The organism is Oceanococcus atlanticus (genome assembly GCF_002088235.1).
Classification (GTDB): Bacteria; Pseudomonadota; Gammaproteobacteria; order Nevskiales; family Oceanococcaceae; genus Oceanococcus; species Oceanococcus atlanticus.
On record NZ_AQQV01000001.1, the window covers coordinates 52,279 to 75,956 of the forward strand.

The 23,678-nt window shown below is 61.3% G+C and carries 19 protein-coding genes; 5 read left to right on the top strand and 14 right to left on the bottom strand.

Annotation, left to right across the window (positions count from 1 at the left end; genetic code table 11):
• Positions 1-193 precede the first annotated feature (193 nt).
• Positions 194-2,542, top strand: coding sequence for a serine/threonine-protein kinase (locus ATO7_RS00280; RefSeq protein ID WP_083558923.1), 2,349 nt, complete (start codon positions 194-196; stop codon positions 2,540-2,542).
• Positions 2,543-2,554: 12 nt separating this feature from the next.
• On the opposite strand, the gene ATO7_RS00285 is transcribed toward ATO7_RS00280, so the two are convergent.
• On the bottom strand, positions 2,555-3,652 hold the full coding sequence (locus ATO7_RS00285) for an AI-2E family transporter (RefSeq protein WP_083558924.1): 1,098 nt from the start codon (positions 3,650-3,652) through the stop codon (positions 2,555-2,557).
• A gap of 67 nt (positions 3,653-3,719) precedes the next feature.
• Here ATO7_RS00285 and ATO7_RS00290 point away from each other — a divergent pair, with 67 nt between their 5' ends.
• Positions 3,720-5,234, top strand: a complete 1,515-nt coding sequence (locus ATO7_RS00290) for a M48 family metalloprotease (protein ID WP_083558925.1) — start codon at positions 3,720-3,722, stop codon at positions 5,232-5,234.
• A gap of 3 nt (positions 5,235-5,237) precedes the next feature.
• Here the strand turns inward: ATO7_RS00290 and ATO7_RS00295 are convergent, their stop codons facing one another.
• A complete protein-coding gene (locus ATO7_RS00295) occupies positions 5,238-6,377 on the bottom strand; it encodes a succinylglutamate desuccinylase/aspartoacylase family protein (protein WP_146680087.1) in 1,140 nt (379 codons plus the stop codon).
• Positions 6,378-6,613: 236 nt separating this feature from the next.
• Between ATO7_RS00295 and ATO7_RS00300 the strand changes: the two genes are divergently transcribed.
• From ATO7_RS00300 to ATO7_RS00310, 3 genes are read left to right on the top strand one after another with little or no spacing between them, the layout of a single operon-like run.
• Positions 6,614-7,162 (top strand): ATP-dependent zinc protease family protein, encoded by a 549-nt coding sequence (locus ATO7_RS00300; RefSeq protein ID WP_158522967.1) that lies wholly within the window; start codon positions 6,614-6,616, stop codon positions 7,160-7,162.
• Positions 7,159-8,673 (top strand): inactive transglutaminase family protein, encoded by a 1,515-nt coding sequence (locus ATO7_RS00305; protein ID WP_083558928.1) that lies wholly within the window; start codon positions 7,159-7,161, stop codon positions 8,671-8,673. Before ATO7_RS00300 ends, ATO7_RS00305 begins: the two co-directional genes overlap by 4 nt.
• Positions 8,673-9,710, top strand: coding sequence for an alpha-L-glutamate ligase-like protein (locus ATO7_RS00310; RefSeq protein ID WP_083558929.1), 1,038 nt, complete (start codon positions 8,673-8,675; stop codon positions 9,708-9,710). The genes ATO7_RS00305 and ATO7_RS00310 overlap by 1 nt, the downstream gene beginning before the upstream one ends.
• On the opposite strand, the gene lapB is transcribed toward ATO7_RS00310, so the two are convergent.
• The 12 genes from lapB to gyrA all read right to left on the bottom strand — a co-directional run bounded on the left by lapB (position 9,650) and on the right by gyrA (position 23,520).
• Entirely contained in the window at positions 9,650-10,894 is a 1,245-nt protein-coding gene (gene lapB, locus ATO7_RS00315) for a lipopolysaccharide assembly protein LapB (protein WP_083558930.1), read from the bottom strand. The two genes, ATO7_RS00310 and lapB, sit on opposite strands and share 61 nt — an antisense overlap.
• A complete protein-coding gene (locus tag ATO7_RS00320) occupies positions 10,887-11,177 on the bottom strand; it encodes a LapA family protein (protein ID WP_083558931.1) in 291 nt (96 codons plus the stop codon). The genes lapB and ATO7_RS00320 overlap by 8 nt, the downstream gene beginning before the upstream one ends.
• A gap of 9 nt (positions 11,178-11,186) precedes the next feature.
• A complete protein-coding gene (locus ATO7_RS00325) occupies positions 11,187-11,471 on the bottom strand; it encodes an integration host factor subunit beta (protein WP_083558932.1) in 285 nt (94 codons plus the stop codon).
• 176 nt (positions 11,472-11,647) lie between these two features.
• Complete coding sequence (gene rpsA, locus ATO7_RS00330; RefSeq protein ID WP_083558933.1) at positions 11,648-13,330, bottom strand: 30S ribosomal protein S1; 1,683 nt, start codon at positions 13,328-13,330, stop codon at positions 11,648-11,650.
• Between the two features lie 129 nt (positions 13,331-13,459).
• The gene (gene cmk, locus ATO7_RS00335) at positions 13,460-14,122 is read right to left on the bottom strand and encodes a (d)CMP kinase (protein WP_083558934.1); all 663 of its coding nucleotides are present in this window, start codon (positions 14,120-14,122) and stop codon (positions 13,460-13,462) included.
• The gene (gene aroA, locus ATO7_RS00340) at positions 14,119-15,438 is read right to left on the bottom strand and encodes a 3-phosphoshikimate 1-carboxyvinyltransferase (RefSeq protein WP_083558935.1); all 1,320 of its coding nucleotides are present in this window, start codon (positions 15,436-15,438) and stop codon (positions 14,119-14,121) included. The genes cmk and aroA overlap by 4 nt, the downstream gene beginning before the upstream one ends.
• On the bottom strand, positions 15,438-16,307 hold the full coding sequence (locus ATO7_RS00345; protein WP_083558936.1) for a prephenate dehydrogenase: 870 nt from the start codon (positions 16,305-16,307) through the stop codon (positions 15,438-15,440). The genes aroA and ATO7_RS00345 overlap by 1 nt, the downstream gene beginning before the upstream one ends.
• Complete coding sequence (gene hisC / locus ATO7_RS00350) at positions 16,304-17,428, bottom strand: histidinol-phosphate transaminase (RefSeq protein WP_083558937.1); 1,125 nt, start codon at positions 17,426-17,428, stop codon at positions 16,304-16,306. Before hisC ends, ATO7_RS00345 begins: the two co-directional genes overlap by 4 nt.
• A gap of 8 nt (positions 17,429-17,436) precedes the next feature.
• The gene (gene pheA, locus ATO7_RS00355) at positions 17,437-18,516 is read right to left on the bottom strand and encodes a prephenate dehydratase (protein WP_083558938.1); all 1,080 of its coding nucleotides are present in this window, start codon (positions 18,514-18,516) and stop codon (positions 17,437-17,439) included.
• Positions 18,517-18,528: 12 nt separating this feature from the next.
• Positions 18,529-19,710, bottom strand: coding sequence for a phosphoglycerate dehydrogenase (locus ATO7_RS00360; protein WP_083558939.1), 1,182 nt, complete (start codon positions 19,708-19,710; stop codon positions 18,529-18,531).
• Between the two features lie 103 nt (positions 19,711-19,813).
• The gene (gene serC, locus ATO7_RS00365) at positions 19,814-20,893 is read right to left on the bottom strand and encodes a 3-phosphoserine/phosphohydroxythreonine transaminase (protein ID WP_083558940.1); all 1,080 of its coding nucleotides are present in this window, start codon (positions 20,891-20,893) and stop codon (positions 19,814-19,816) included.
• 56 nt (positions 20,894-20,949) lie between these two features.
• Entirely contained in the window at positions 20,950-23,520 is a 2,571-nt protein-coding gene (gene gyrA / locus ATO7_RS00370) for a DNA gyrase subunit A (RefSeq protein ID WP_083558941.1), read from the bottom strand.
• Positions 23,521-23,678: the final 158 nt, after the last annotated feature.

Genomic DNA, 23,678 nt, shown 5'->3' on the forward strand with positions numbered 1-23,678 from the left:
GCTGAACTCATCGGTTACTTACTCCAGCTGGGCGAGCGCGAACAAGATCATGTTCTTAAGCGCATCCTACTAAAAAGGCAGCCACCGTGGCGGCGCCTGCGCCACTGACTGCCGGGCGGACTTTTGCTGCAACAACAGGCTGTGCGCTCGGATAGAATCAGGCGCAGTATGGATGCGCTAGGCCAAAAACGTGATGGAAATGGATTCCGATAATTCGCTGGGGTATATCGGCGGCTACCGTTTGTCATGCTTGCTCGGTGAGGGATCGGGGGGGCGGGTCTACCAGGCGCATCAGGAGCAACCCGCCCGCGACGTTGCAATCAAGGTCTTGCTCGCACAATCCGGGCTGGCGCGTAAGCGCTTTGAGCGTGAGGCCGAACTGCTGGCCGCACTGGAGCACAACAACATCGCCCGCCTGTACGAATCGGGCGCCGGCGCCACCCCGCTGGGCGATGCGCCCTATCTGGTTATGGAATTGGTGCGCGGGCACGACATCATTCATTTCACCCGCGCCAACAAGCTGTCCGACAGCGCCAAGCTTGAGCTGATCGTCAAAATCGCGCGCGCGGTGCATTTCGCGCACACCAAGGGCGTAATTCATCGCGATCTCAAGCCCGGCAACATCCTGATCAACGAGCAAGGCGAGCCGAAAATCCTCGACTTCGGCATCGCCCGCGTCGTCGACCTGGATCAGGCCGATATGACCCGCGCCGGCGAAGTGCTCGGCACCCTGTCGTACATGAGTCCGGAGCAACTCAACGGCCAGGGCGTCAATGCCGATGCCAGCAGCGATGTCTACGCCCTGGGTGTGATCACCTATGAACTGCTCAGCGGTCAGTCGCCCTACCCGGATCTCAAGAACGACACCCTGCTTTCAGCCGTGACCCGACTCAATCGGGAACGCCCCGTACCGCTGTCCCAGGGCACCGCGCATGCACGCGGTGATCTTGAAACCATCGTCATGAAAGCCATCGCTTTCGACGCTTCGGCGCGCTATGCCTCAGCCGCCGAGTTCGCCGCGGACATTGAACGTTTTCTCAACCAGCGCCCGATCGAAGCGCGCCCACCAACGCTGGGTTACACCCTGAGTCTGTTCACCCGGCGGCACAAAGCCGCCACCGCGGCTGCCGGCGTGATCGTGCTGGCCCTGCTGACGGCCGTCTCCGTGTCGCTGCGCTTTGCCTATTCGGAAGCGCAGGCGCGCAGCGTGGCGGAGCAGCGGGCCCACGAGCGTGAGGCGGTCAACCAGTTTCTGATCGGTATGCTCACCGCTGCCGATCCAGAACATGCGCTGGGCGAGCGGGTCACCGTGCTGCACGTGCTTGATGTGGCGCGCGCCGAGCTCAGCGGCCGCAACGCGCTGTCCGCCACCAGTCGTTTCCAGTTGCAGCGCTCGCTCGGCAACACCTACGTCAAACTGGGCCGTGCCGACGATGGCCTGGCCCTGCTGCGCGCCGCCAGCCAGATGCCGCAGGGTGCCGTAGATGATCGTCTGGCCATCGAGATCGGTGAGGCACTGACCGCCAACGGTCAGGAACAGGATGCACTGGACTGGCTGGAAAACCTGCCCGACGACAGCAGCGGCGGCACTGAGATCCAGGTGCGACGCGCGTTGGCCCGGGCCGAGGCCCTGCTGTTGCTGGGACGTTTTCCTGAGGCCGAAAGCCTGTTGCAGACACTCAATGAACAGGCCGAACATACGCTGGATCTGGCGCCTCAAAGCGAGCTGACCATGCGCATACTCAGCGCCTACGGCCAGGCCTTGCAGCAGCAAGGCAAGTACAAGGACGCCCTGCCGGTGGCGCTCAGCGCGGTTGAGCGCATGCGCGAGCAGTGGGGCAGCGAGCATCCGCGCACCAGCAACGCCGAAGAGGTTGTTGCCAATATCTATCAGCAAAGCGGGGACGTCGAAGGTGCGCTGGCGATCTACCAGCGCATCGCCGAAACCCGCAAGCGCGTGCTCGGCCCCAATCACCCGCACAGCCTGTCTGCCTTGAGCTCGGTGGGCAGCACGCTGGCCATCGTCGGCCGCGCCCAGGACGGACTTGAACCAGCCCGCCAGGCTTACGAAGGCATCCTCCATCAACTTGGCGAGGACGCCGAGCTGACCCGCGCTGTGGCCAGTCTCTACGCTTATGTCGCTGCGACCGCAGGAGAACGTGAAACCTCGGCGCAGATCAACCGCATGCTCATCGCTCAGGCCGAGCGCAAACCCGATGGCCCCGCGGTTAACGATCTGATCGAGTACAACAACTTGGGCAATGACTACCGCGTGCTTGAGCGCATGGACGAGGCAGTCGCGACCTATGCCCGCCTCATCGCCCTGGCCGAAGGCATCCTGGAGCCAGAGCATCTGCATCTGGCGCTGTATCGCGGCAACTACGCCGAGGTGCTGCGCCGGCGCGGTGATTTTTCCGCGGCCATGACCCAGCTCGACCTGGCTTTACCGGTTGTTGTCGGCGCGCTTGGCGCGGATCATCCACGCAGCGCGCTGTTCCAGCAGCGTCGCGCGCGTGCCGCGCAGGGTGACCGCGACGCCTGAACTTACCTGAACTTAGGAGCTGGCCGGCTCCGCAATCGGCTCGGTCTGGCTGTCCGCCGCGCTGCTCATTTGCGATGGCCAGGCCACCAGTATGGCGTTGACCACGGTGGCCAGCGGAATCGCGAAAAACACACCCCAGAAGCCCCAGATCCCGCCGAAGAACAGCACCGAGGCAATGATCGCCACCGGATGCAGGTTGACCGCCTCGGAAAACAGCAAGGGCACCAGCACGTTGCCGTCCAGCGCCTGAATCAGGCCGTAAAGGAAGAAGATCCAGGTGAATTCCGGGCCGAAGCCCCATTGCGCATAGGCCACCAGCAACACCGGCACGGTCACCACCAAAGCTCCCAGATAAGGCACCAGTACGGACACCCCCACCAGCGCCGCCAACAAGGCTGCGTAGTTGAGGTCACGCCACACGAAGATGGCAAAGCTGACTACGCCGACAATGACAATCTCGACGAATTTGCCGCGTACATAATTGGCCAGCTGACGGTCCACATCACTCCAGATGCGACGGATCAGGCCGATTTCCGTGGGCATGAACTGATTGGCCCACTGCACGATGCGAGTCTTGTCCTTGAGCAGGAAGAACACCAGCAAGGGCACCAGCACCAGATACACCGCCAGGTACATCACCCCGACACCGACCACCCAGGAGCGCGCGACCAGCACATTGCGGAACTCGCCGACCCCCTGTGTCATCGACATCACCACCTGATCCACCTGGGCTGAGGTGAAGACCTGCGGATAGCGCTCCGGCAAGGTCTGCAGAAAGTCCCGCGTGTTGGCGATGATGAAAGGAATCTCCTGCACCACCTGCCCGGCCTGGCGCATGATCAACGGCACAAACGCGAACACCAGCAGCAGAACGGCAGCTACGAAGGTCGACCACACGATCAGGGTCGCAACCCAGCGCGAGCAATGATTGCGCTCGAGAATCGCCACCGGCCCTTCCAGCAGATAGGCAAAGACGATGGCGGCCAGCAACGGCGATAGAATCTTGCCAAACCAGGTAATGGTCAGCAGGGCCACGGTGAGCACAACCGCCAGACTGACGATCTGGGGATTGGCGAGGTGACGACGGAACCAGCTTCGTACTACATCCATGAACTTTACAACCGCAAGACTGTTCTAAACTGTTCTTCAACGACCTGATCAGGCCATCGCAGCCACGATGCAATCACTTCCCTGCCCGCAACGCACTCATGCTACGCGATTTCCCGCACTGCAGTGCGTGCTCGCCCTGATCCTGGCCATCGCACTTGGCAGCACGCATGCGGCCAGCGAAATCGATGTGCCCTACATTGGCGAGCCGGCCGACCGCAGCCTGTCTCCACTGGAAGAACAACGCCTTGGGCGGGAGGTCATGCGTCAGCTGCTGACCCACCAGTACGTCCTCGAAGATCCACAAATTGAGGACTACATCGCTGGCCTGGGACAACAATTGCTGCAGCACACCAACGACCAGCATATTGGCTTTAAGTTCTTCGCCGTGCGCGATGCGGCAATCAACGCCTTCGCCATGCCTGGCGGTTACATCGGCATCAATGCCGGTCTTCTCATGGCCAGCGATAGCGAAAGCGAGCTGGCCGGGGTTGTGGCCCACGAAATCGCCCACGTCACCCAGCGCCACATCGCTCGCAGCATGGATGACACACGCGGTTGGGATGTAGCCTCCACGGCGCTGTTGCTGGCCGCGCTGATCGCCGGTGCGCATGACCCCGAATTGGCCCAGGCCGCGCTGGGCATCGGCATGTCGGCGGCCATGCAGAAACAAATCAATTTCACCCGCGCGAACGAGTTGGAAGCTGACCGTCTGGGCATCAAGACGTTGTCGGCTGCGGGCTTCGACCCGCAGGGCATGGCCAGCTTCTTCCATAGACTGTCGCAGAAATCCCAGCTCTATGGCGAAGGCGTGCCAGAAATCCTGCGCACCCACCCGGTCAACACCACGCGTATCTCCGAAGCCCAGGCTCGCGCCGCATCGCTGCCCAGTGATGGTCATGATTCAAGCCTGAACTACGCCTTGATGAAGGCGCGTGCCCGGGTGTTGATGACCGAACTTTCGAGCGATGCCGTGCGCTATTTCCAGGCCACCCATCAAGCTGATCCCAGCCCTGAAAACCGCTACGGCCTGGCCCTGGCCTTGCGCCGGGCGCGTGCATTTGAGCAGAGCGAGGACTTGCTCCAGGCGCTGCATCGCGACAACCCCGAAGAGGTGACCTACAAAATCGCGCTGGGCGAGCTCTATCTGTATCGCGGAGACTACGACACCGCGATCCGGCAACTGCGCCAGACCCGCAAGGCTCACCAGAAAAACCGCACGGTGCTGCTGTTGCTGGCCGACGCCATGGTCCGCAATGCACAACCGCAGCAAGCGCGTCAGTTGATGCTGGAGACCGATCTGCTCAATCGTGGTGATTCGGAAGCTTTCCGCCTGCTGGCCCTGGCCGCACGCGATATGAATGAACCGGCCGAAGCCCATTTTCAGATGTCCGCCTACTCACACAGCCGTGGCGACTATGTCGACGCCATTCGCCAATTGCGCAACGGTCTCCGTGTTAAAGACCTTGACGCACACGACCGTAAACGCCTGCAGGGTCGGCTGAACGAGTACATCGGGCAGATTCCCGAAAGCGAACGCCGCCGCGCCGAAAGCGAGGAGCGTCAGCGCCGCCAGGGTTACTGACCCTCAGTTCTGCTCCGGCTCATCAATCGACTCGGTCGAGCTCGACGTCTCGTCTGGCGCCGCCGTTGCGGCCGGCTCTTCGGCAATCTGCTCTTCGCTGGTCTCCACACCCAGTCGAAATGCGGCAAACCCAGGCATGACAAACTGATTCAGGGCCTTGCCCAGCACCCGCCCGCGCACCGGCGCGATCACATCGGTGCGCACATTGCTCAGCGGATCAGTCACTGTGCCCAGAATGTCACCGGCGTTGACCACATCACCCAACTGGGTGTCGGTAAAGAAAATGCCACCGCGATCAGCCCGCACCCACTGCGACTCGTAGAACACCGGCTGGGGGTTACGCCAGACGAACTTCTTCGGCGTCATGCCCATGGCGCTCATCAGCGACTCCACACCTTTGACCCCCTGCACCACCTCCTCGGTCTGTAGACGTTCGGGCTCACCGGCCTCCAGGGTCACTGAGGGAATCCCGGCCAACGCCGCAGCGCGGCGCAAGGTGCCATCGGCGCCGGTGGAATGCAGCACTGCAATCGCGCCAAAGCCCTTGGTCATCTCGACAATGGCGTGATCGGTCAGATCGGCGCGCAGCTGCGGCAAATTGGTGCGCGCGAACGAACCGGTGTGCAAATCCACCAGCTGATCGCAGTGGCGGATGATACGTTCGAAGAAATCATGCGCAATACGCGACGCCAGGCTGCCATTGGGGTCACCTGGAAAGTAGCGATTCAAATCACGGCGGTCTGGCAGATAACGCGACCCGCGCAGAAAACCCGGAATATTGACGATCGGCACGCCGATGACCGTGCCGCTGAGTTCGTTCAGATCGATACCGTGCATGACCCGCCGCACAATCTCGATGCCGTTGAGTTCGTCACCGTGCACGGCCGCCGTCAGACACAGTGTTGGGCCCGACTTCGCCCCATGCGCAACCTGTACCGGTGCCGAAGCATCCAGTTCCCCGAAACCATAGCGCGCTTTCCAGGTCAGACGTTGGGATTGTCCGCGCACCAGTTCGCGCCCGAGCAGACTGAACACTTCGGGTGTGGGCGTCGGACTGGGGCTCGCTGTGGGGGTGGCTGTTGCTGTGGCCTGCGGCGAAGGCGACGGGCTCGGTGTGGGCTTGGGCGTGATCACAGGCGTCATCGCTGGCCACGCTTCGGGGGCTGCCGTCTGGGCCAACACAGGCGCTGCCAGTATCATCAGTCCGGCAAGACACAAACGCTGACTCAAGTGTGCAAACTCGACGTTCTTCACAAACAAACCTTAAAAAAATGAGACACTTGTCGCCCCGGTATCGTAATCGGGCTCACGTCCAAATGCATCCGGAGCCTGCCGGACGCAGCCCACGCTTTCGAAACTCCGACCACAGGAAAGACAAGATGCTCCCACGCTGGATGACCGCTGGTTTTTTCACCCTGGTACTGCTGCTGACCAGCTCCGCAAGCTGGGCCGACGATGCTGTCGAAACCAACCGCACCGTCGCCGGTTGGGTTGAACGGATCAAGCTCGCACCGTGGGGCGATACTGTCAAAGCCAAACTCGATACCGGCGCCAAAACCTCATCCATCAATGCCCTGAACATCGAACGCTTTGAGCGCGACGGTGACGACTGGGTGCGTTTCACCCTGAGCTACGAAACAGCCAAGGACGTGCGAAAAGAACACACCCTGGAGCGCCCGGTCGTACGCAATATCCTGATCAAGGAGCACGACCGCGAAAACGACCGCAGGGCGGTGGTGGAACTGAGCTTCTGCTTCGCCGGGCAGATCCACAGCACCCAGTTCAGCCTGGTTGATCGCAGCAAGTTCATCTATCCGGTGCTGCTCGGCCGGCGCTTTCTGAAATCCGCAACCCTGATCGACCCGAGCGCGACCTTCATCACCGAAGCCAGCTGCAAGACGAGTGACATCAAGGACGCCGGCCAATGAAAGCACCCCGCGTGTGGCTGCTTGCCGCCCTTCTGGCAAGCGTGGGTATCGGGCTGTGTGTGTACAAGTGGAAGGTCCTGCACATCCCGATCACACCCGGCTCGCACACCGCGGTATGGACGGTCGAAGCGCGCGCCAGCTTCGAAAGTCACGGCAAAGTCAAAGCGCAACTGGAACTGCCATCGGCAACGCCTGGTTTCGAGATTCTGGACGAGAACTTTGTCTCGCGTGACTTTGGTCTGGTCTTGGAAGAAACACGTGCGCAGCGCCACGCCCTGTGGTCGATTCGCCGCGCCAACGGGCCGCAAACCCTGTACTACCGGCTTAGCGTGAACCCGCTTGAGCCGGTCAAATCGCGGGCCGGACCGTTTCCGGGCTACCCGGCCAAACCGGACTATCCGGAGCTCTATCGCACCGCCATCGAAGCCTTGCTGAGCAATGTACGCGCCCAGTCGGCCGATATTGCGTCCTTCACCCGCCAGTTGATCCACAAACTCAGCACCGACCAGAGCGACCCCACGGTTGCCCTGCTGCGTAATGAATCCGGTCCGGGTGGCGCCGATTGGGTCCGTCAATTGATTCACGTGTTGGCCGGCGCGCGCATCCCTGCCCGCATCGTATGGGGTCTGGAGCTGCGTCATGGCGCTCTGGATGCACGCCTGCAACCCTGGCTTGAGGTGCACAACGAGCAGGAATGGCTGCCGTTCGATCCGATCACCGGCGAGCAGGGCTATCCGGAGAATTTCCTGCTCTGGAAAGCCGGCCCGCAAGCCGCGCTTGAAGTCGACGGCGGCAGCCTGCCCGACCTGCGTTTCTCGATCCGCCGCGGTCTCAAGGAAACCCTGCAGCTGGCGCGCCATTCCGATTCCAATCTGGTCTCGTTCTCGCTGCTGGGGCTGCCGCTCTACGTGCAGAACGTCTACACGATTCTGCTGATGGTGCCGTTGGGCGCCTTTTTAGTGGTGATGCTGCGCAACCTGATCGGGGTCAAGACCTTTGGCACCTTCATGCCGGTGCTGATCGCCATGTCCTTCCGCGAAACCCAGCTAATCTGGGGTGTCACCCTGTTTACCGTGCTGGTGGCGCTGGGCCTGGCGCTGCGTTTTGTGCTCGAGCATCTCAAGCTGCTGCTGGTGCCACGCCTGGCCGCAGTGCTGATCATCGTGATCCTGCTCATGCTCGGCATCAGCATTGCCAGCTACCGGCTGGGCTTTGATCACGGCTTGTCTGTAGCGCTGTTCCCGATGGTGATTCTGGCCATGACCATCGAACGCATGTCCATCGTGTGGGAAGAACACGGTGCCTATGAAGCCGTGATCCAGGGTATGGGCAGCCTGCTGGTCGCCATCATGGCCTATCTGGTCATGAACATCGGTCAGCTGCAGTACATGGTCGGGCTGTTTCCGGAACTGCTGCTGGTGGTGCTTGCGGCAACCTTGCTGATGGGCCGCTACACCGGTTACCGGCTAACCGAGTTGTGGCGCTTTCGTTCGGTCTGGATGAAACCGTGATGGGCCGCATGGTGTGGCCCTGGACCCGCCTGCGCGAGGCCGGCATCATCGGCATGAACGAGCGCAACGGCCTGTACATCGCCGGTTTCAACCCGCGCCGTCTGTATCCCCTGGTTGACGACAAACTGCGCACCAAACAACTGGCCGTGGATGCCGGCATTGCGGTGCCGGCGTTGTATCACGAGGTCAGCATCGAGCACGAAATCATCGCCCTGGAGCAGACCTTACAGGCTCACCAGAGCTTTGTGGTCAAACCGTCCAAGGGCGCTGGCGGTGATGGCATCGTGGTCATCACCGGGCGTCAGGGCAAGGATTTTCTGCGTGCCAGCGGTGCGCGCATGAGTTTCGATGATCTGGCCCACCATATCTCCAACATCCTGTCCGGCATGTTCAGCCTGGGTGGTCTACCGGACCGCGCCATGATCGAGTACTGCGTGCAGTTCGATCCTGTGTTCGCCCCGATCAGCTACCAGGGCGTTCCTGACATCCGCACCCTGGTTTTTCGCGGTGTACCAGTCGCCGCCATGCTGCGCCTGCCCACCCGGGCGTCGGACGGCAAAGCCAATCTGCATCAAGGCGCGGTCGGCGTGGGTATCGATCTGGCCAGCGGTCGCACCCTGCATGGGGTCATGCACAATGCCCCGGTCACCCATCATCCTGACACCCTGCACAGCGTGGGTGATTTCAGCGTGCCCGGCTGGGAACAGGTTCTGCTGCTGGCGGCACAGTGCTATGACCTGGCGCGCCTTGGCTATCTCGGGGTGGATATCGTGCTTGATCGCGACAAAGGCCCCCTGGTGCTGGAACTCAACGCCCGCCCGGGTCTTGCGATACAGCTGGCCAACGGGCGCGGACTGCGTCCGGCCCTGCAGGCCATCAGTGCCCTGGACAGCATCCCCTCATCAGCCGAAGAGCGTGTTGCCTTGGCCTTATCACTGTTTGCTCCGGGGGCCGACGAAGGCTGCCCTGCAACGTCTCAGGACACTGATTTGCCCGCGGCGCCAGTGCCTGATTCGGGCAAGGACGAAGCGCCGTGAACCTGTTCCTCCAGCGCTGAATAGGTCATATCCGGCAAAGGCTGCGTGGTATTCCAGTGCTGGCAACTGGGACACTGCCAGTTGAGCTGGCGGCCACTGTAACCGCAGTGGTCGCAGCGGTAAGTCGGTGATTTTTCCAGCGGCACGCGCAGCACATCGGCAAAGCCCTTGAGCAAGCCCGCGGCCTGCGACGGCAAGTTCGACCAATCCTGATCCAACGCCGCGTGCAAGCCGACCCAGCTGGGCTGCTGAACCAGTTGATCCAGTGCCTGCTGGCGCGCATCAGTCTGCCCGCTCTGCGCCTGAGCCTGAATCAGGGCGACCTGAAGATGCGGATGCGGATGACGGCGGTAAACCCGCTCCAGCTCAGCGGCCCATTGCTGAGCGCTGTGCTCACGCAGAAAGGCATCACGCCAGGGAGCCAGAACATCCGGGATAAAAGCCTCATGGTGCTGGATCACATCGCGGTAGATCTTGAGTGCTTGCGCCACCTTGCCGCTGTCCACGGCCTGCCCGGCCCGGGTCAGCTGGGCACGCACGCAGTGCGGGTCCGCGGCCAGCGCGCGCTTGAGACATTGCTGCTGGCCACGTGCATCGTCGCGGCGCAGCGCGCTGTCGGCCAGCTCACACCAGTACTGGGCGATACGCGGGCCCATGTCGCGCCCCTGTGCACTACTCAGCCACTGGGCGGTATCAATCGCGCGTTCCCACTCACGCTCACGTTCGTATATGCGCATCAGGCGTGACAGGCAGTCACTCAGAAACATGCCTTGATGGGCCAGCTCGAGAAAGATTTCCTCGGCCCGATCCAGCACCCCCGCAGCCTGGTAATCGCGGGCCAGCTCGAAGCGTGCCTGATTGCGATGCAGGGGCTTGAGGCGCGGTCGCTGGACCAGATTCTGGTGAATGCGCAATGCGCGATCGACCTCACCACGGCGCCGGAACAGACTGCCCAGCGCCAGATGCAGGTCAATGGTGCCTTCATCCGCTTCAATCAGGCCAATGAAGATTTCAATCGCCTGATCGGTGTCGTTGTTGACCAGATGACTCAGGCCACGCACGTAGTCCGGATTAAGGCTGCTCGCCTCAAGCTCCTCCCGAGGGCGCGACTGGCGTGCAACGAACCAGCCCGTTGCTGCTGCCAAGGGCAGCAACAACAACACCAGTCCGGTGAAGTCACCCATCCTTCAGAGGCAACTGGCGCAGGTTGTGGAGTTCGTTCTCGGCTTTTTCCAGACGCCGCCGCAAGCGCAGGGTTTCGGCCCGGCGCGGCAGGGAGATCAGCCAGAACGTCAGCACCATCACCGCCACGCTGAGCGCAACGGTCGCCATGACCAGCGCACCGAGCGCAATCTCGGTTTGTCCGGCCAGATAGTTGAGGGTCACGGCTTGCGGATTGTGATAGCTGAAGGCTGCACCCAGGCAAAAGGTCGCAATTACCAGCAAAAGAACGACAATCCTACGCATTGATGATCCCTATCCTTCGTTATTAACCCGCTCGCGCAATTCCTTGCCCGGCTTGAAATGTGGCACACGCTTGGACGGAATGGCCACAGCTTCGCCGGTCTTGGGGTTGCGCCCCGTGCGTGCCGGACGATGATGCAAGGAAAAACTTCCGAAACCGCGTATCTCGATCCGTTCGTTTGCCGACAGGGCATCCGAGATCGTGTCGAGCAACAGTTTGACACCCAGCTCCACATCCTTATGTGACAGGTGTCGCTGACTCATGGCCAGCCGGTCAATCAGCTCTGATTTGGTCATACAAAATTCCCCGATACCCCCACGCAACGGACGCCCGTAACCTTGTCAGCCGCGCGGACTGGAGACAGCCCCAAAAGCGAAAGGCCCGGTTGCGAACAACCGAGCCTACCGAAAAATCTTTAGAAAATCCAGTGACATAGCCGGGGATCACCCCGGCCATGTCACGCATCCTGCAATCAGGAATCCTGGTTGCCGATCTGCTGCTTGAGCAAGTCGCCCATGGTCGTGGCGCCTTCGGCGTCCTGACCCTGGTTGTACTCCTTCATGGCCTGGTCTTCGTCGTACATTTCCTTGGCCTTGATGGACACACCCAGCGTGCGGTTCTTGCGATCGATGGTCACGATACGTGCTTCGATTTCCTCGCCCACATTCAGCTCGGTGCGAGCATCTTCAACGCGCTCACGCGAGATGTCGGAGGCACGCAGGAAGCCTTCCACGCCTTCGGCCAGTTCCAGCTTGGCCACGCGCTGCTCCACTTCGGTGATCTTGCCGGTAACGATCGAGCCCTTGGGATGCTCGGCAATGAACGCGGTCAGCGGATCGGTCTGCAGCTGCTTGATGCCCAGCGAGATACGCTCGCGGCCGGCTTCGATAGCCAGCACCACAGCTTCGACTTCTTCGCCTTTCTGGAACTGACGCAGTGCATCTTCGCCATCCAGGTCCCAGGCCACGTCGGAGGCATGAACCAGACCGTCGATGCCGCCGTCCAGGCCGATGAACACACCGAAGTCGGTGATCGACTTGATGGTGCCGGCCACGCGGTCGCCCTTCTGATGGTTCTGAGCGAACTCTTCCCACGGGTTCGGCACACACTGTTTCATGCCGAGGGAAATACGACGACGCTCTTCGTCGATGTCCAGGATCATCACTTCGACTTCCTGGCCCACGTGAACAGTCTTGTTCGGGTTGCAGTTCTTGTTGGTCCAGTCCATTTCGGAGACGTGAACCAGGCCTTCCACACCGTCTTCGATTTCGACGAACGAACCGTAGTCAGTGATGTTAGTGACCTTGCCGAACATGCGGGTGCCTTCCGGGTAGCGACGTGCGATGTCGATCCACGGATCGTCGCCCAGCTGCTTCAGGCCCAGCGAAACGCGCATGCGCTCACGGTCGAACTTGAGGACCTTGACTTCAACTTCCTGGCCCACTTCGATGACTTCCGACGGGTCCTTGACGCGCTTCCACGACATGTCGGTGATGTGCAGCAGGCCATCGATGCCGCCCAGGTCAACGAACGCACCGTAATCGACCAGGTTCTTGACCACACCGGTGAGCACGACGCCTTCTTGCAGGCGCTCGAGCAGCATTTCGCGTTCCTGGCTGTACTCGGCTTCGAGCACTTCGCGACGCGAAACCACCACGTTGTTGCGCAGGCGATCCAGCTTGATCACCTTGAATTCAAGCGGCTTGCCTTCCAGGTAGGAGGTGTCGCGCACCGGACGGATATCGACCAGCGAACCCGGCAGGAACGCACGGACGCGATCGACGTCGACGGTGTAACCACCCTTGACCTTGCCCGAGATCGTACCGATGACGATCTGCTTCTCTTCGTGGGCCTTGTTGAGGCGGTCCCAGGTGCGGATGCGCTCCGCCTTGTCCTTGGAGAGTTTGGTTTCGCCGAAACCGTCTTCCACGGCTTCCAGCGCAACTTCAACATCGTCGCCCGGCTGGATTTCAACCTCACCATTGAGGTTTTTGAACTCATCCAGGGGAATGACACCCTCGGATTTGAGACCGGCGTCAACGATCACGACGTCGGGTTTAATTTCCAGCACGGTGGCGTGGACGATGGCGCCAGGCTGCATGCTCTGGCCGGCTTTTAAACTCTCTTCAAAGAGTTCGGCGAAACTTTCAGACATTATAAAAAGTCAATCCAAACAATGATTCAAGGCCACATCGATCCCTGATGCGACGGTCAAAAACAATAAATCCGCCGTCCGTGGCGGATTTGCGTAAATCTTTCCGGGCTTCTCAGTCCGGGGATGGTGTTAGTCGGTCAGGTTCCGCTGACGCGCCCATTGCATCACCGTGTCCAGAACTTCAGCGGCATTCAGGCCACTGCTGTCGAGAACTTGCGCATCCTGCGCCGGTCTCAATGGGGCGACGGAACGCTCCCGATCGCGCCGATCCCGCTCACAAATTTCACGGAAAATCTTTTCAAATATAGCGCTTTTACCAGCGTCTAGCAATTCTTTTTCTCGCCGCCTAGCCCGCACCTCGGCACTGGCATCGAGAAACACTTTGAGCGGCGCATCCGCAAACACTACCGTGCCCATGTCACGACCGTCGGCAATCAGCCCGGGCGCACGAGCAAAATCGCGCTGTCTCGCCAGCAATGCCTGGCGCACATCATCGCGCACCGCCACTTTCGAGGCCATGTCGCCAACCTCTTCTGTGCGGATGCGTGCCGCCACCGGCTCGCCGGCCAGATAGACCTCGTTGCTTTCGACCGGGAAGCTCACATCCAGCTCGCGGGCCAGCGCGGCCGCCTGTTCGGCAGGCACACCCAGCTGATGCGCACGCAAGCCCAGCAGCCGGTAAAGCGCACCGGAATCCAGATAGTGCCAGCCCAGAGCCCGGGCCAGACCACGGCACAAGGTGCCCTTGCCTGCCCCGCCCGGACCATCCACGGTGATCACCGGCACATTCACGCCAGCGGCTCCACCCTCAATCCGGCTTGCGTGGCACACTCAAGAAAGCCCGGGAATGACGTCGCCACATTGGCGCAATCACGCAAAACAATAGGCTCGATGCTGCGTTGCGCGGCCACCGCGAACGACATCGCAATACGGTGATCGCCATGGCTGTTGATCTCGCCACCGCGAATCTGGCCACCGACGATACGAATACCATCCGGACGCGCCTCGGCTTCGATGCCAACCGCCTGCAGTCCATCAGCCATGGTGGCGACACGGTCGCTTTCCTTGACCCGCAATTCCTCGGCCCCGCTGACCACGGTTTCGCCTTCAGCACAGGCGGCCGCCACAAACAGCACCGGCAGCTCGTCAATCGCCAGGGCAACCAGATCCTCGTCGATCTCGATACCCTTGAGCGGCGCGCCGGTCACGCTAACTGTCGCCACCGGCTCACCCATGCTTTCGCGCTGCGCGCTGATCTCGACCTGTGCACCCATGCGACGCAGGACTTCCAGTACACCGACACGGGTCGGGTTGATGCCGACGTTGTCGATCCGGATCGTCGCTCCAGGCTGGATCGCCGCCGCGACGAAGAAAAACGCCGCCGAGGACAGATCACCCGGCACTTCGATATTGCTGGCACGCAGCTGCCCGCCGCCGCTCAGCGAGACGCGGGAACCCTCGCGATCCACCGCATAGCCGAAACCGCGCAGCATGCGCTCGGTGTGGTCACGTGTGACCTTGGGCTCGGTCACCGCCGTGCAACCATCGGCATACAGCCCCGCCAGCAGCACCGCCGACTTGACCTGAGCACTGGCCATCGGCATGACATAGTCCAGCGCGCTCAGTTCGGCCGCAGCATGAATGGTCAGCGGCGCCGTACCCGCCTCAGTGGTGCTGAAACGCGCGCCCATCTGGCTCAGCGGGTCGGTGACCCGGCGCATCGGGCGTTTGCTCAGGGACTCATCCCCGGTCAGGGTCAGCTCGAAACCCTGCCCGGCCAGCAGCCCGCAGAACAAGCGCATCGAGGTCCCGGAATTGCCCAGATCCAGCGTCGTGGTCGGCGGTTTCAGGCCGCGCATGCCCACGCCGTGAACACGCAAATGACGCTCGCTCAGCGTGTCGATGCGCACGCCCATGGCCTGCATGGCTGCAGCCGTGGCGCGGCAGTCGGCACCGGTCAGAAAATTACTGATCTCGCACACGCCATCCGCCAACGCGCTGAACATGACCGCGCGGTGCGAGATGGATTTGTCCCCGGGCACCTGCAGGCGGCCGCCAATCGCGCCACCAGGTCGGGCTATCCAGTCTTCAGACACAGCACTGCTCATCAACTCGCCTCCGCGGTATGTATCCACTGATCGCGTGCGTTCTTGGCACGCTCGAAATGCGCCAGCACACGCTCGGCGTCGCCGGCAGCCAGCAGTTCACGCAAGGCCTGCAAATCTTCGATATAGCGGTCCAGGCCCTCAAGCACCGCCGTGTCATTCGCCATCATGATGTCGGTCCACATCTGCGGATTGCTTGAGGCAATGCGGGTCAGGTCCTTGAGACCGCCAGCGGCAAAACTGAAAATTTCGCGCTGATCATCAAGACGCGCCAGCGTCTCGATCAGCTGATAGGCAATCACGTGAGGCAGATGGCTGGTCAGCGCCAGCACCTCATCATGATGCTGCGCACTCATGACATGAACCTGCGCCCCCACGCTCTCCCACATGGCGCGCACCGCCTGCAGCGCTGCGGCTGAGGTGTCGTCCTGCGGTGTGAGGATGACCCGGCGGTGGCGGAACAGATCGGCGATGGCCGCGGCCGGACCACTTTTCTCGGTACCGGCAACCGGGTGGCCAGGCACAAAATTGCTGGGTACGTGACCGAACACGGCGCGTGCATCTTCGATCACACTGAGCTTGCTCGAGCCTGCGTCGGTAACCACCGCATGCTCGGGCCAGATCGGCTTGAGTGCACTGAAAACCTCACGGTAAGCACCCATGGGTACGGCCAGCACGACCATATCAGCACCGGCGATGGCGCTGGCCAGATCGGTACTGCCGTCGTCGATCAGTTGCAGATAGCGGGCCGTATCCAGGGTTTCCTGACGCCGCGCGCAAGCGGTTACCCGCTCGACCTGCCCCACCGTGCGCAAGCCCGCCGCCAGCGATCCGCCGATCAGACCGATGCCGATCAGGCTGAGTTGCTTCATTCCGCCAACACCGTTTTGAGCGCCTCAACGCAACGCCGGTTCTCGTCCGGCGTCCCGATGGTGATACGCAGATGCTGCGGCAATTTGTAACCATCCAGCGGTCGCACAATCACGCCCTGGCGCAACAGAGCTTGGTAGATCGGCTGGGCCGGGCGCGCGAAATCCACACACACGAAGTTGGCCTGACTGGGCAGGATGCTCAATCCCAGCGCCGGCAGGCTGTCATGGAAATACGCCATGCCTTCGTCATTGAGCGCCACCGAGGCCGCCACATGGGCCTGATCCTGCAAAGCCGCCTGTGCCGCGGCCAGGGCCAGAGCGTTGTTGTTGAACGGCTGGCGCACCCGGTTGAGCAAATCCGCCACCTGCGGATTGGACAAGGCATAGCCGATACGCAGGGCAGCCAGACCATAGACCTTGGAGAAGGTCCGCGTCACCACCAGGTTTTCATGTTCCCGCATCAACGCCACGGCATCCGGCCGCTGACTCTGATCCTGGTATTCGCAATAAGCTTCGTCGAGGATCACCAGCACGCGCTTGGGCACACGCTTGAGCAGCGCTTGCAGCGCGTCCGGATCAACCCAGGTCCCGGTCGGGTTGTTGGGGTTGGCAATGAACACAAGGCCGGTGTTGTCATCAATGTAATCGGCAAATGCATTCAGATCATGGCCGTAGGCCTGCGCCGCATCGGCTGCCAGCGCCGGCACCTCGCGCAGCTCCGCGCCCGCCGCCAGGGTGGCCAGCGGATAAACCGCGAAAGCATGCGCCGAACACACCGCATTACGCCCCGGTGCCAGAAACACCCGCGCCATCAACTCCAGTACATCGTTGGAGCCATTACCCAGCGTGATCTGCGCCGTATCCACTTCCAGGTTAGCCGCCAGCGCCGCTTTCAGGGCGAAACCGCTGCCATCGGGGTAACGCGCCAGATCCTGGCTGGCCGCGGCAATGGCCGCGTCAACCGCGGCACTGGGGCCCAGCGGATTTTCATTGGAGGCCAGCTTGATGATGTCGGAAATGCCCAGCTCACGCTCCAGCGCCTCAACCGGCTTGCCCGGCTCGTAGGGACGCAGCTTCTGGACACCGGCACCGGCCAGCGCAAGGTAATCGACTTCACTCATGAGCACACTCAGACCACGGCCTTGGGATAAGAACCGAGGAATTTGTAGAACACCGCGGCATCCTTCATGCCATCAAGCACATCCCGGATCACCGGATCCTGCGAGTGCCCTTCGATATCCACAAAATAGTTGTAGTCCCACTGCGCACGCCGCGAGGGCCGCGACTCGATGCGGGTCAGATTGACCCCGGCATCGGAAAACGGGCGCAGCAACGCATACAGCGCGCCGGGACGGTTGTACGAGGACAGCAGGATCGAGGTCATGTCGTGCCCGCTGGGCGGCACGATCTGACGACCAATCACCAGAAAACGTGTGGTGTTGTCCGGCTCATCTTCGATGTTGGCCGCAATAATGTTGAGACCGTAACGCTCAGCAGCGGGCTTGCCCGCGATCGCAGCGCCATCCGACTCGGCCGCCATGCGCGCCCCTTCGCCATTGCTCGCCACGGTGATGCGCTCGGCCTTGGGCAGCTTGCGATCCAGCCACTGACGACACTGCGCAAACGACTGCGAATGGGCGTAGATCTCTTTGACCTCGCCCAGGTCACCGGCTTTCTTGAGCAGATGATGATGCACCGGCAACGACACTTCGCCACAGATCAACAAGCTGGAGGTGGCGAACATGTCGAGGGTGTAATTGACCACGCCCTCGGTGCTGTTTTCCACCGGCACCACGCCGTAGTCCGCATTGCCGGCTTCGACGTCGCGGAAGATTTCGTTGATCGCCGCCAGAGGACGAGCCTTAACCGCATTGCCGAAGTGCTTGTACACCGCGGCCTGGGTGTAGGTGCCTTCCGGCCCGAGATAGGCCACTTCCAGCGGCGATTCCAAGGACAAACAGGCCGACATGATCTCGCGCATGACCCGCACGATGCTCTGATCGGTCAGCGGCCCCTTGTTGCGCTCGATCACCCGGCGCAGCACCTCGGCCTCACGCGACGGACGGTAGCAATCGGCACCATCGCCCATATCGGCCTTGATCCGCGCCACATCCTGGGCAATCAGAGCACGCTCGCTGATCAGCGACTGGATCTGCTCGTCCAGCGTATCGATACGCTGGCGAGCATTTAGCAGCTTGTCGTCACTCACACCGACACCAGGTCAGGCGTCTTTCGGCTCAAGCAAGCGCACGGTCAGCACGCCCTTGATACCACGCAGGTTTTCGATGATTTCCAAGGGCGGCTGGGAGTCGGTGTCGACCAGGGTGTAAGCCAGTTCGCCGCGCGATTTGTTAAGCAGATCAACGATGTTGATGTTGTGCTCACCCAGCTGACCGGAGATCTGGCCCACCATATTGGGCACATTGGCGTTGACGATGCACAGTCGCCACAGACCGCCCGACAGCGGCAGCTGCGCTTCGGGGAAGTTCACCGAGTTGCGAACGTTGCCGGTTTCCAGGTAATCACGCACCTGATCCGCCACCATCACTGCACAGTTGTCTTCGGCCTCACCGGTCGACGCCCCCAGATGCGGCAGCGCAATCACTTTGTCGTGACAGCGCAGACGATTGGTCGGGAAATCGGTCACGAAGGAGGCCAGCTTGCCAGCGTTGAGGGCTTCTTCAACGGCCGCCTCGTCAACCACACCACCACGGGCAAAATTCATCAGCACGGTGGTTTTCTTGACCAGCCGCAGACGCTCGGCATTGATCAGATCACGCGTGGCATCGATCAACGGCACATGCAGGGTGATGAAATCCGAACGTGCAAGCAGATCATCCACCGAACTGGCTTGCTCGACACCGGCGTTGAGTTTCCACGCATTGGTCACCGTGATGCTCGGGTCGTAACCCAGCACACGCATACCCAGCGCCTGAGCCGCATTGGCCACCTTGACGCCGATCGCACCCAGGCCGATCACGCCCAGCGTGCGCCCCGGCAATTCGTAGCCGGCATATTTCTTCTTGCCGGCCTCGACCTGCTTTTCGACCTCTTCGTCGCTGCCTTCCAGGGCACGCACGTAATCGTAGGCCTGGCACACATTGCGCGCGGCGATCAGCATGCCGGTTACGACCAGTTCCTTGACCGCGTTGGCGTTGGCGCCCGGCGCATTGAACACCGGCACACCCGCCTCGCTCATGCGCTGCACCGGAATGTTGTTGGTGCCCGCACCGGCACGGCCGATGGCCTTGACACTGCCCGGGATGTCCATGTCGTGCATTTTGTAGGAACGCAGGATGATCGCGTCCGGCGCCGACATGTCCGAAGCCACTTCATAGCCATCACGCGGGAAGCGCTCCAGACCGACGACAGAAATGTTGTTCAGGGTGAGGATTTTGTACATGAGTTTGCGTTTTCCATATCCGCAAAAATTTATGATTTCAGCGGCTTGGAGAATAAACCACGAAACCACTTAAACTTTGGAGCGGGCAGTAAACCCGCCCCGATCAGCCTTGTCGGCGGGCGAAATCAAGCATGAATTCGATCAAGGCATCAACGCCGCCTTCCGGCATCGCGTTGTAGATCGAAGCGCGCATGCCGCCAACCGAACGGTGGCCCTTGAGGGTGCTCAAACCGGCCGCCTCGGCCTGCTTCAGGAACTCGCCATCGAGCGCGGCATCGGCCAGGGTGAACGGTACGTTCATCCACGAACGCGACACCGGGTCCACCGGGTTGGCGTAGAAATCGAGCTCGTCAATGGTCGCGTACAGACGTGCGGCCTTGCGTTCGTTGATCTCGGCCATGGCCTCAAGGCCGCCCTGCTGCTTGATCCACTTGAACACTTCGCCGGCCACGTACCAGGTGAAACACGGCGGCGTGTTGAGCATGGAATCGGCTTCGGCCTGCTGCGCGTAGTTCAGCACCATCGGGCACTGCGTGCTGGCACGATCGAGCAGATCTTCACGCACGATCACGATCACCATGCCGGCCGGGCCGACATTCTTCTGTGCGCCGGCGTAAATCAGGCCAAATTTGGACACATCCAGCGGACGCGACAGGAAGGTCGACGAGAAATCCGCCACCAGCGGCACGTCACCGCTGTCCGGAATCCAGTGGTACTCGACCCCTTCGATCGTTTCGTTGGGGGTGTAATGCAGATAGGCGGCATCCGCACGGGTCTGCCAACTGGCCGGATCCGGAATCGAGGTAAACGCCCCTTGCGGCTGGGCCACGACTTTGGCGTCGCAGAACTTGGCGCCTTCCTTGACGGCCTTCTTGCCCCAGCTGCCGGTCACCACATAATCGGCGGCCTGCTTGTCGCCCAGGAGATTGAGCGGAATGCCGGCAAACTGGCCAGCGGCACCGCCCTGCAGAAACAGCACTTTGTAGTTGGACGGAATGGCCAGCAGCTCACGCAGATTGGCCTCGGCCTGCTCGGCGATCGAAACAAAGGCCTTGCCGCGATGGCTCATTTCCATCACCGACATGCCACTGCCCTGCCAATCCAGCATGTCCTGCTGAACCTGCGTCAATACCGCCTCCGGCAGTGTCGCCGGACCTGCGCTGAAGTTGTAAACCCTGCTCATAACTGTCTTCGTGTGGGGGTCGGGGGAAACCCGACGATGACTGAATTGTGTGTCGTTTATGCGTCGTCGCCCGCCGTGCTTTCGGCGTCTTCGCCGGCTTCGTCCTCGCTGCTGTCGGCCAGATCGGCAGCAATCCGGTCCAGACCCACAAGCTGGCTGTCGCGCAGGGAGATCAGTTTGACCCCCTGGGTGTTGCGACTGAGCACGGAGATTTCGTTGACACGGGTACGCACCAACTGGCCGCTGTTGGCGATCAACATGATTTCGTCGTCCTCGCTGACCTGCACGGCACCGATAAGCTCGCCGGTCTTGTCACTCTTCTTGAGCGCCAGCACACCCTGGGTGCCACGCCCACGCAGCGGGTAATCATCGATCGGCGTACGTTTGCCATAGCCATTTTCGCTGCAGGTGAGAATGTCACCGTCGTTGTTGATGATCAGGGCCATGACCTGATCGTTATCGATCAGCCGGATACCGCGCACACCCAGCGCCGTGCGGCCCATGGCCCGCACCTGATCTTCACGGAAGCGCACCACCTTGCCCTGGCGCGAGAACAGCATGATGTCGCATTCGCCGTCGGTGATACCGACGTTGACCAGCGCATCATCTGCACGCAGATCCAGCGCGATAAGGCCAACGCTGCGCGGACGCGAGAACTGCTCCAGCGGCACCTTCTTGACCGTACCGCGACGGGTCGCCATGAAGATGAACTTGTCTTCGGGGTAATCCTTGACCGGCAAGATGGCGCTGATGCGCTCGCCGTTTTCCAGCGGCAGCAGATTGACGATCGGGCGCCCGCGCGCCTCGCGACTGCCTCGCGGCAAGCGATAAACCTTGATCCAGTAAACCTTGCCCAGCGACGAGAAGCACAACAACGTGTCGTGGGTGTGGGTCACCCACAGGCGGTCGACGAAATCCTCATCCTTGGTCTTGGCTGCACTGCGCCCGACACCACCGCGCTTCTGCGCCTGGTAAGCCTCCAGCGGTTGCGCCTTGACGTAGCCTTCGTGCGACAGGGTCACAACCATGTCTTCCGGCGTGATCAGATCTTCGACTTCCAGATCTTCCTGGGTTGCGACAATCTCGGTGCGCCGCGCATCACCGAAGGCGTCGCGGGATTCAACCAGCTCATCACGGATCACTTCGAGCAGACGTTCGCGGCTGCCAAGAATTTCCAGGTAACCGGCAATCTGCTCCAGCAGCGTGTTGAATTCATCACGCAGCTTGTCCTGCTCCAGCCCGGTCAGGCGATGCAGACGCAATTCCAAAATGGCCTGCGCCTGGGCTTCGCTGAGATGGTAGCCATCGTCCTTGAAACCGTATTCCGGATGCTGTTCAGCCTCGGCCCCGGCGCGCTCGAGCAACGCACCAACCTCACCCGGCGGCCAGGCCCGGCCCAACAGGGCGATCTTGGCTTCAGCCGGCGATGGCGCCGCCTTGATCAGGGCGATGATGTCGTCGATATTGGTCAGCGCAACGGTCAGGCCTTCGAGAATATGGGCCCGTTCACGCGCCTTGCGCAGCAGGTAGCGGGTCCGTCGTGTCACTACCTCGCGGCGATGACGCAGGAACGCCTCCAGCACCTGCTTGAGATTCATCAGGCGCGGCTGGCCACCGTCCAGCGCCACCATGTTGATGCCGAACACCGACTGCAACTGCGTCTGCTGGTACAAATTGTTGAGCACCACGTCGCTGTTCTCGCCGCGACGCAGCTCGATCACCACGCGATAGCCGTCCTTGTCTGACTCGTCGCGAATTTCGGTGATGCCCTCGATCTTCTTTTCCTTGACCAGCTCGGCGATGTGCTTGATCAGCTTGGCCTTGTTGACCTGGAAAGGCAGTTCGGTGATGACAATGGCTTCGCGGCCTTTGTCGAACTCTTCAAAGTCTGCACGTGCGCGCATGTAAATGCGCCCACGACCGGTGCGATAGGCCTGCAGGATGCCGGCGGCGCCGTTGATGATGCCTGCGGTCGGGAAATCCGGCCCCGGCAGACGCTCCATCAGTTCGTCGATGTCAGCTTCGGGATTTTCGATCAGCAGCAGGCAGGCGTCGATAACCTCACTGAGGTTGTGCGGCGGGATGTTGGTCGCCATCCCCACGGCAATCCCGGTACTGCCATTGATCAGCAGATTGGGCAGCCGCGTGGGCATGACTGTCGGTTCGAACTCCGACTCGTCATAGTTGGGTGTGAAATCGACCGTGTCCTTGTCGATGTCGGCCAGCAGTTCATGCGCCAGCTTGGACATGCGCACTTCGGTGTAACGCATGGCCGCGGGCGAGTCGCCATCAATCGAGCCGAAGTTGCCCTGGCCATCGACCAGCATGTAGCGCAGGGAGAAATCCTGGGCCATGCGCACGATGGTGTCGTACACCGCCGAGTCACCATGCGGGTGGTACTTACCGATCACGTCACCGACCACACGGGCCGATTTCTTGTAGGGCTTGTTGTAGTCGTTGCCGAGTTCGCGCATCGCGTGCAACACGCGGCGGTGGACCGGCTTGAGACCGTCGCGCACATCCGGCAACGCGCGGCCCACAATCACGCTCATCGCGTAATCCAGGTAGGACTGCCGCATCTCGTCTTCGAGATTGATCGGCAACACTTCCTTGGCAAATTCGCTCATGCTCTACCTTGTCTGGCCATTCACAAACGGCACTGCGGCGACCGCTGGGCGGCCCTCTCCCCCGCTGCGCACAACAGGCTTGAAAAAAGAGCCAATTCTACCATGCGCAGGCGTCTACGGCGCGTCATCGACGCCAATTTGGCGAGCAAAGCGCAGCC

Coding starts and splice junctions, on each gene's coding strand:
- ATO7_RS00280 (WP_083558923.1), top strand. CDS start 194: ATGGAAATGGATTCCGATAATTCGCTGGGGTATATCGGCGGCTACCGT.
- ATO7_RS00285 (WP_083558924.1), bottom strand. CDS start 3,652: ATGGATGTAGTACGAAGCTGGTTCCGTCGTCACCTCGCCAATCCCCAG.
- ATO7_RS00290 (WP_083558925.1), top strand. CDS start 3,720: ATGCAATCACTTCCCTGCCCGCAACGCACTCATGCTACGCGATTTCCC.
- ATO7_RS00295 (WP_146680087.1), bottom strand. CDS start 6,377: ATGACGCCTGTGATCACGCCCAAGCCCACACCGAGCCCGTCGCCTTCG.
- ATO7_RS00300 (WP_158522967.1), top strand. CDS start 6,614: ATGCTCCCACGCTGGATGACCGCTGGTTTTTTCACCCTGGTACTGCTG.
- ATO7_RS00305 (WP_083558928.1), top strand. CDS start 7,159: ATGAAAGCACCCCGCGTGTGGCTGCTTGCCGCCCTTCTGGCAAGCGTG.
- ATO7_RS00310 (WP_083558929.1), top strand. CDS start 8,673: ATGGGCCGCATGGTGTGGCCCTGGACCCGCCTGCGCGAGGCCGGCATC.
- lapB (WP_083558930.1), bottom strand. CDS start 10,894: ATGGGTGACTTCACCGGACTGGTGTTGTTGTTGCTGCCCTTGGCAGCA.
- ATO7_RS00320 (WP_083558931.1), bottom strand. CDS start 11,177: ATGCGTAGGATTGTCGTTCTTTTGCTGGTAATTGCGACCTTTTGCCTG.
- ATO7_RS00325 (WP_083558932.1), bottom strand. CDS start 11,471: ATGACCAAATCAGAGCTGATTGACCGGCTGGCCATGAGTCAGCGACAC.
- rpsA (WP_083558933.1), bottom strand. CDS start 13,330: ATGTCTGAAAGTTTCGCCGAACTCTTTGAAGAGAGTTTAAAAGCCGGC.
- aroA (WP_083558935.1), bottom strand. CDS start 15,438: ATGAGCAGTGCTGTGTCTGAAGACTGGATAGCCCGACCTGGTGGCGCG.
- ATO7_RS00345 (WP_083558936.1), bottom strand. CDS start 16,307: ATGAAGCAACTCAGCCTGATCGGCATCGGTCTGATCGGCGGATCGCTG.
- hisC (WP_083558937.1), bottom strand. CDS start 17,428: ATGAGTGAAGTCGATTACCTTGCGCTGGCCGGTGCCGGTGTCCAGAAG.
- ATO7_RS00360 (WP_083558939.1), bottom strand. CDS start 19,710: ATGTACAAAATCCTCACCCTGAACAACATTTCTGTCGTCGGTCTGGAG.
- serC (WP_083558940.1), bottom strand. CDS start 20,893: ATGAGCAGGGTTTACAACTTCAGCGCAGGTCCGGCGACACTGCCGGAG.
- gyrA (WP_083558941.1), bottom strand. CDS start 23,520: ATGAGCGAATTTGCCAAGGAAGTGTTGCCGATCAATCTCGAAGACGAG.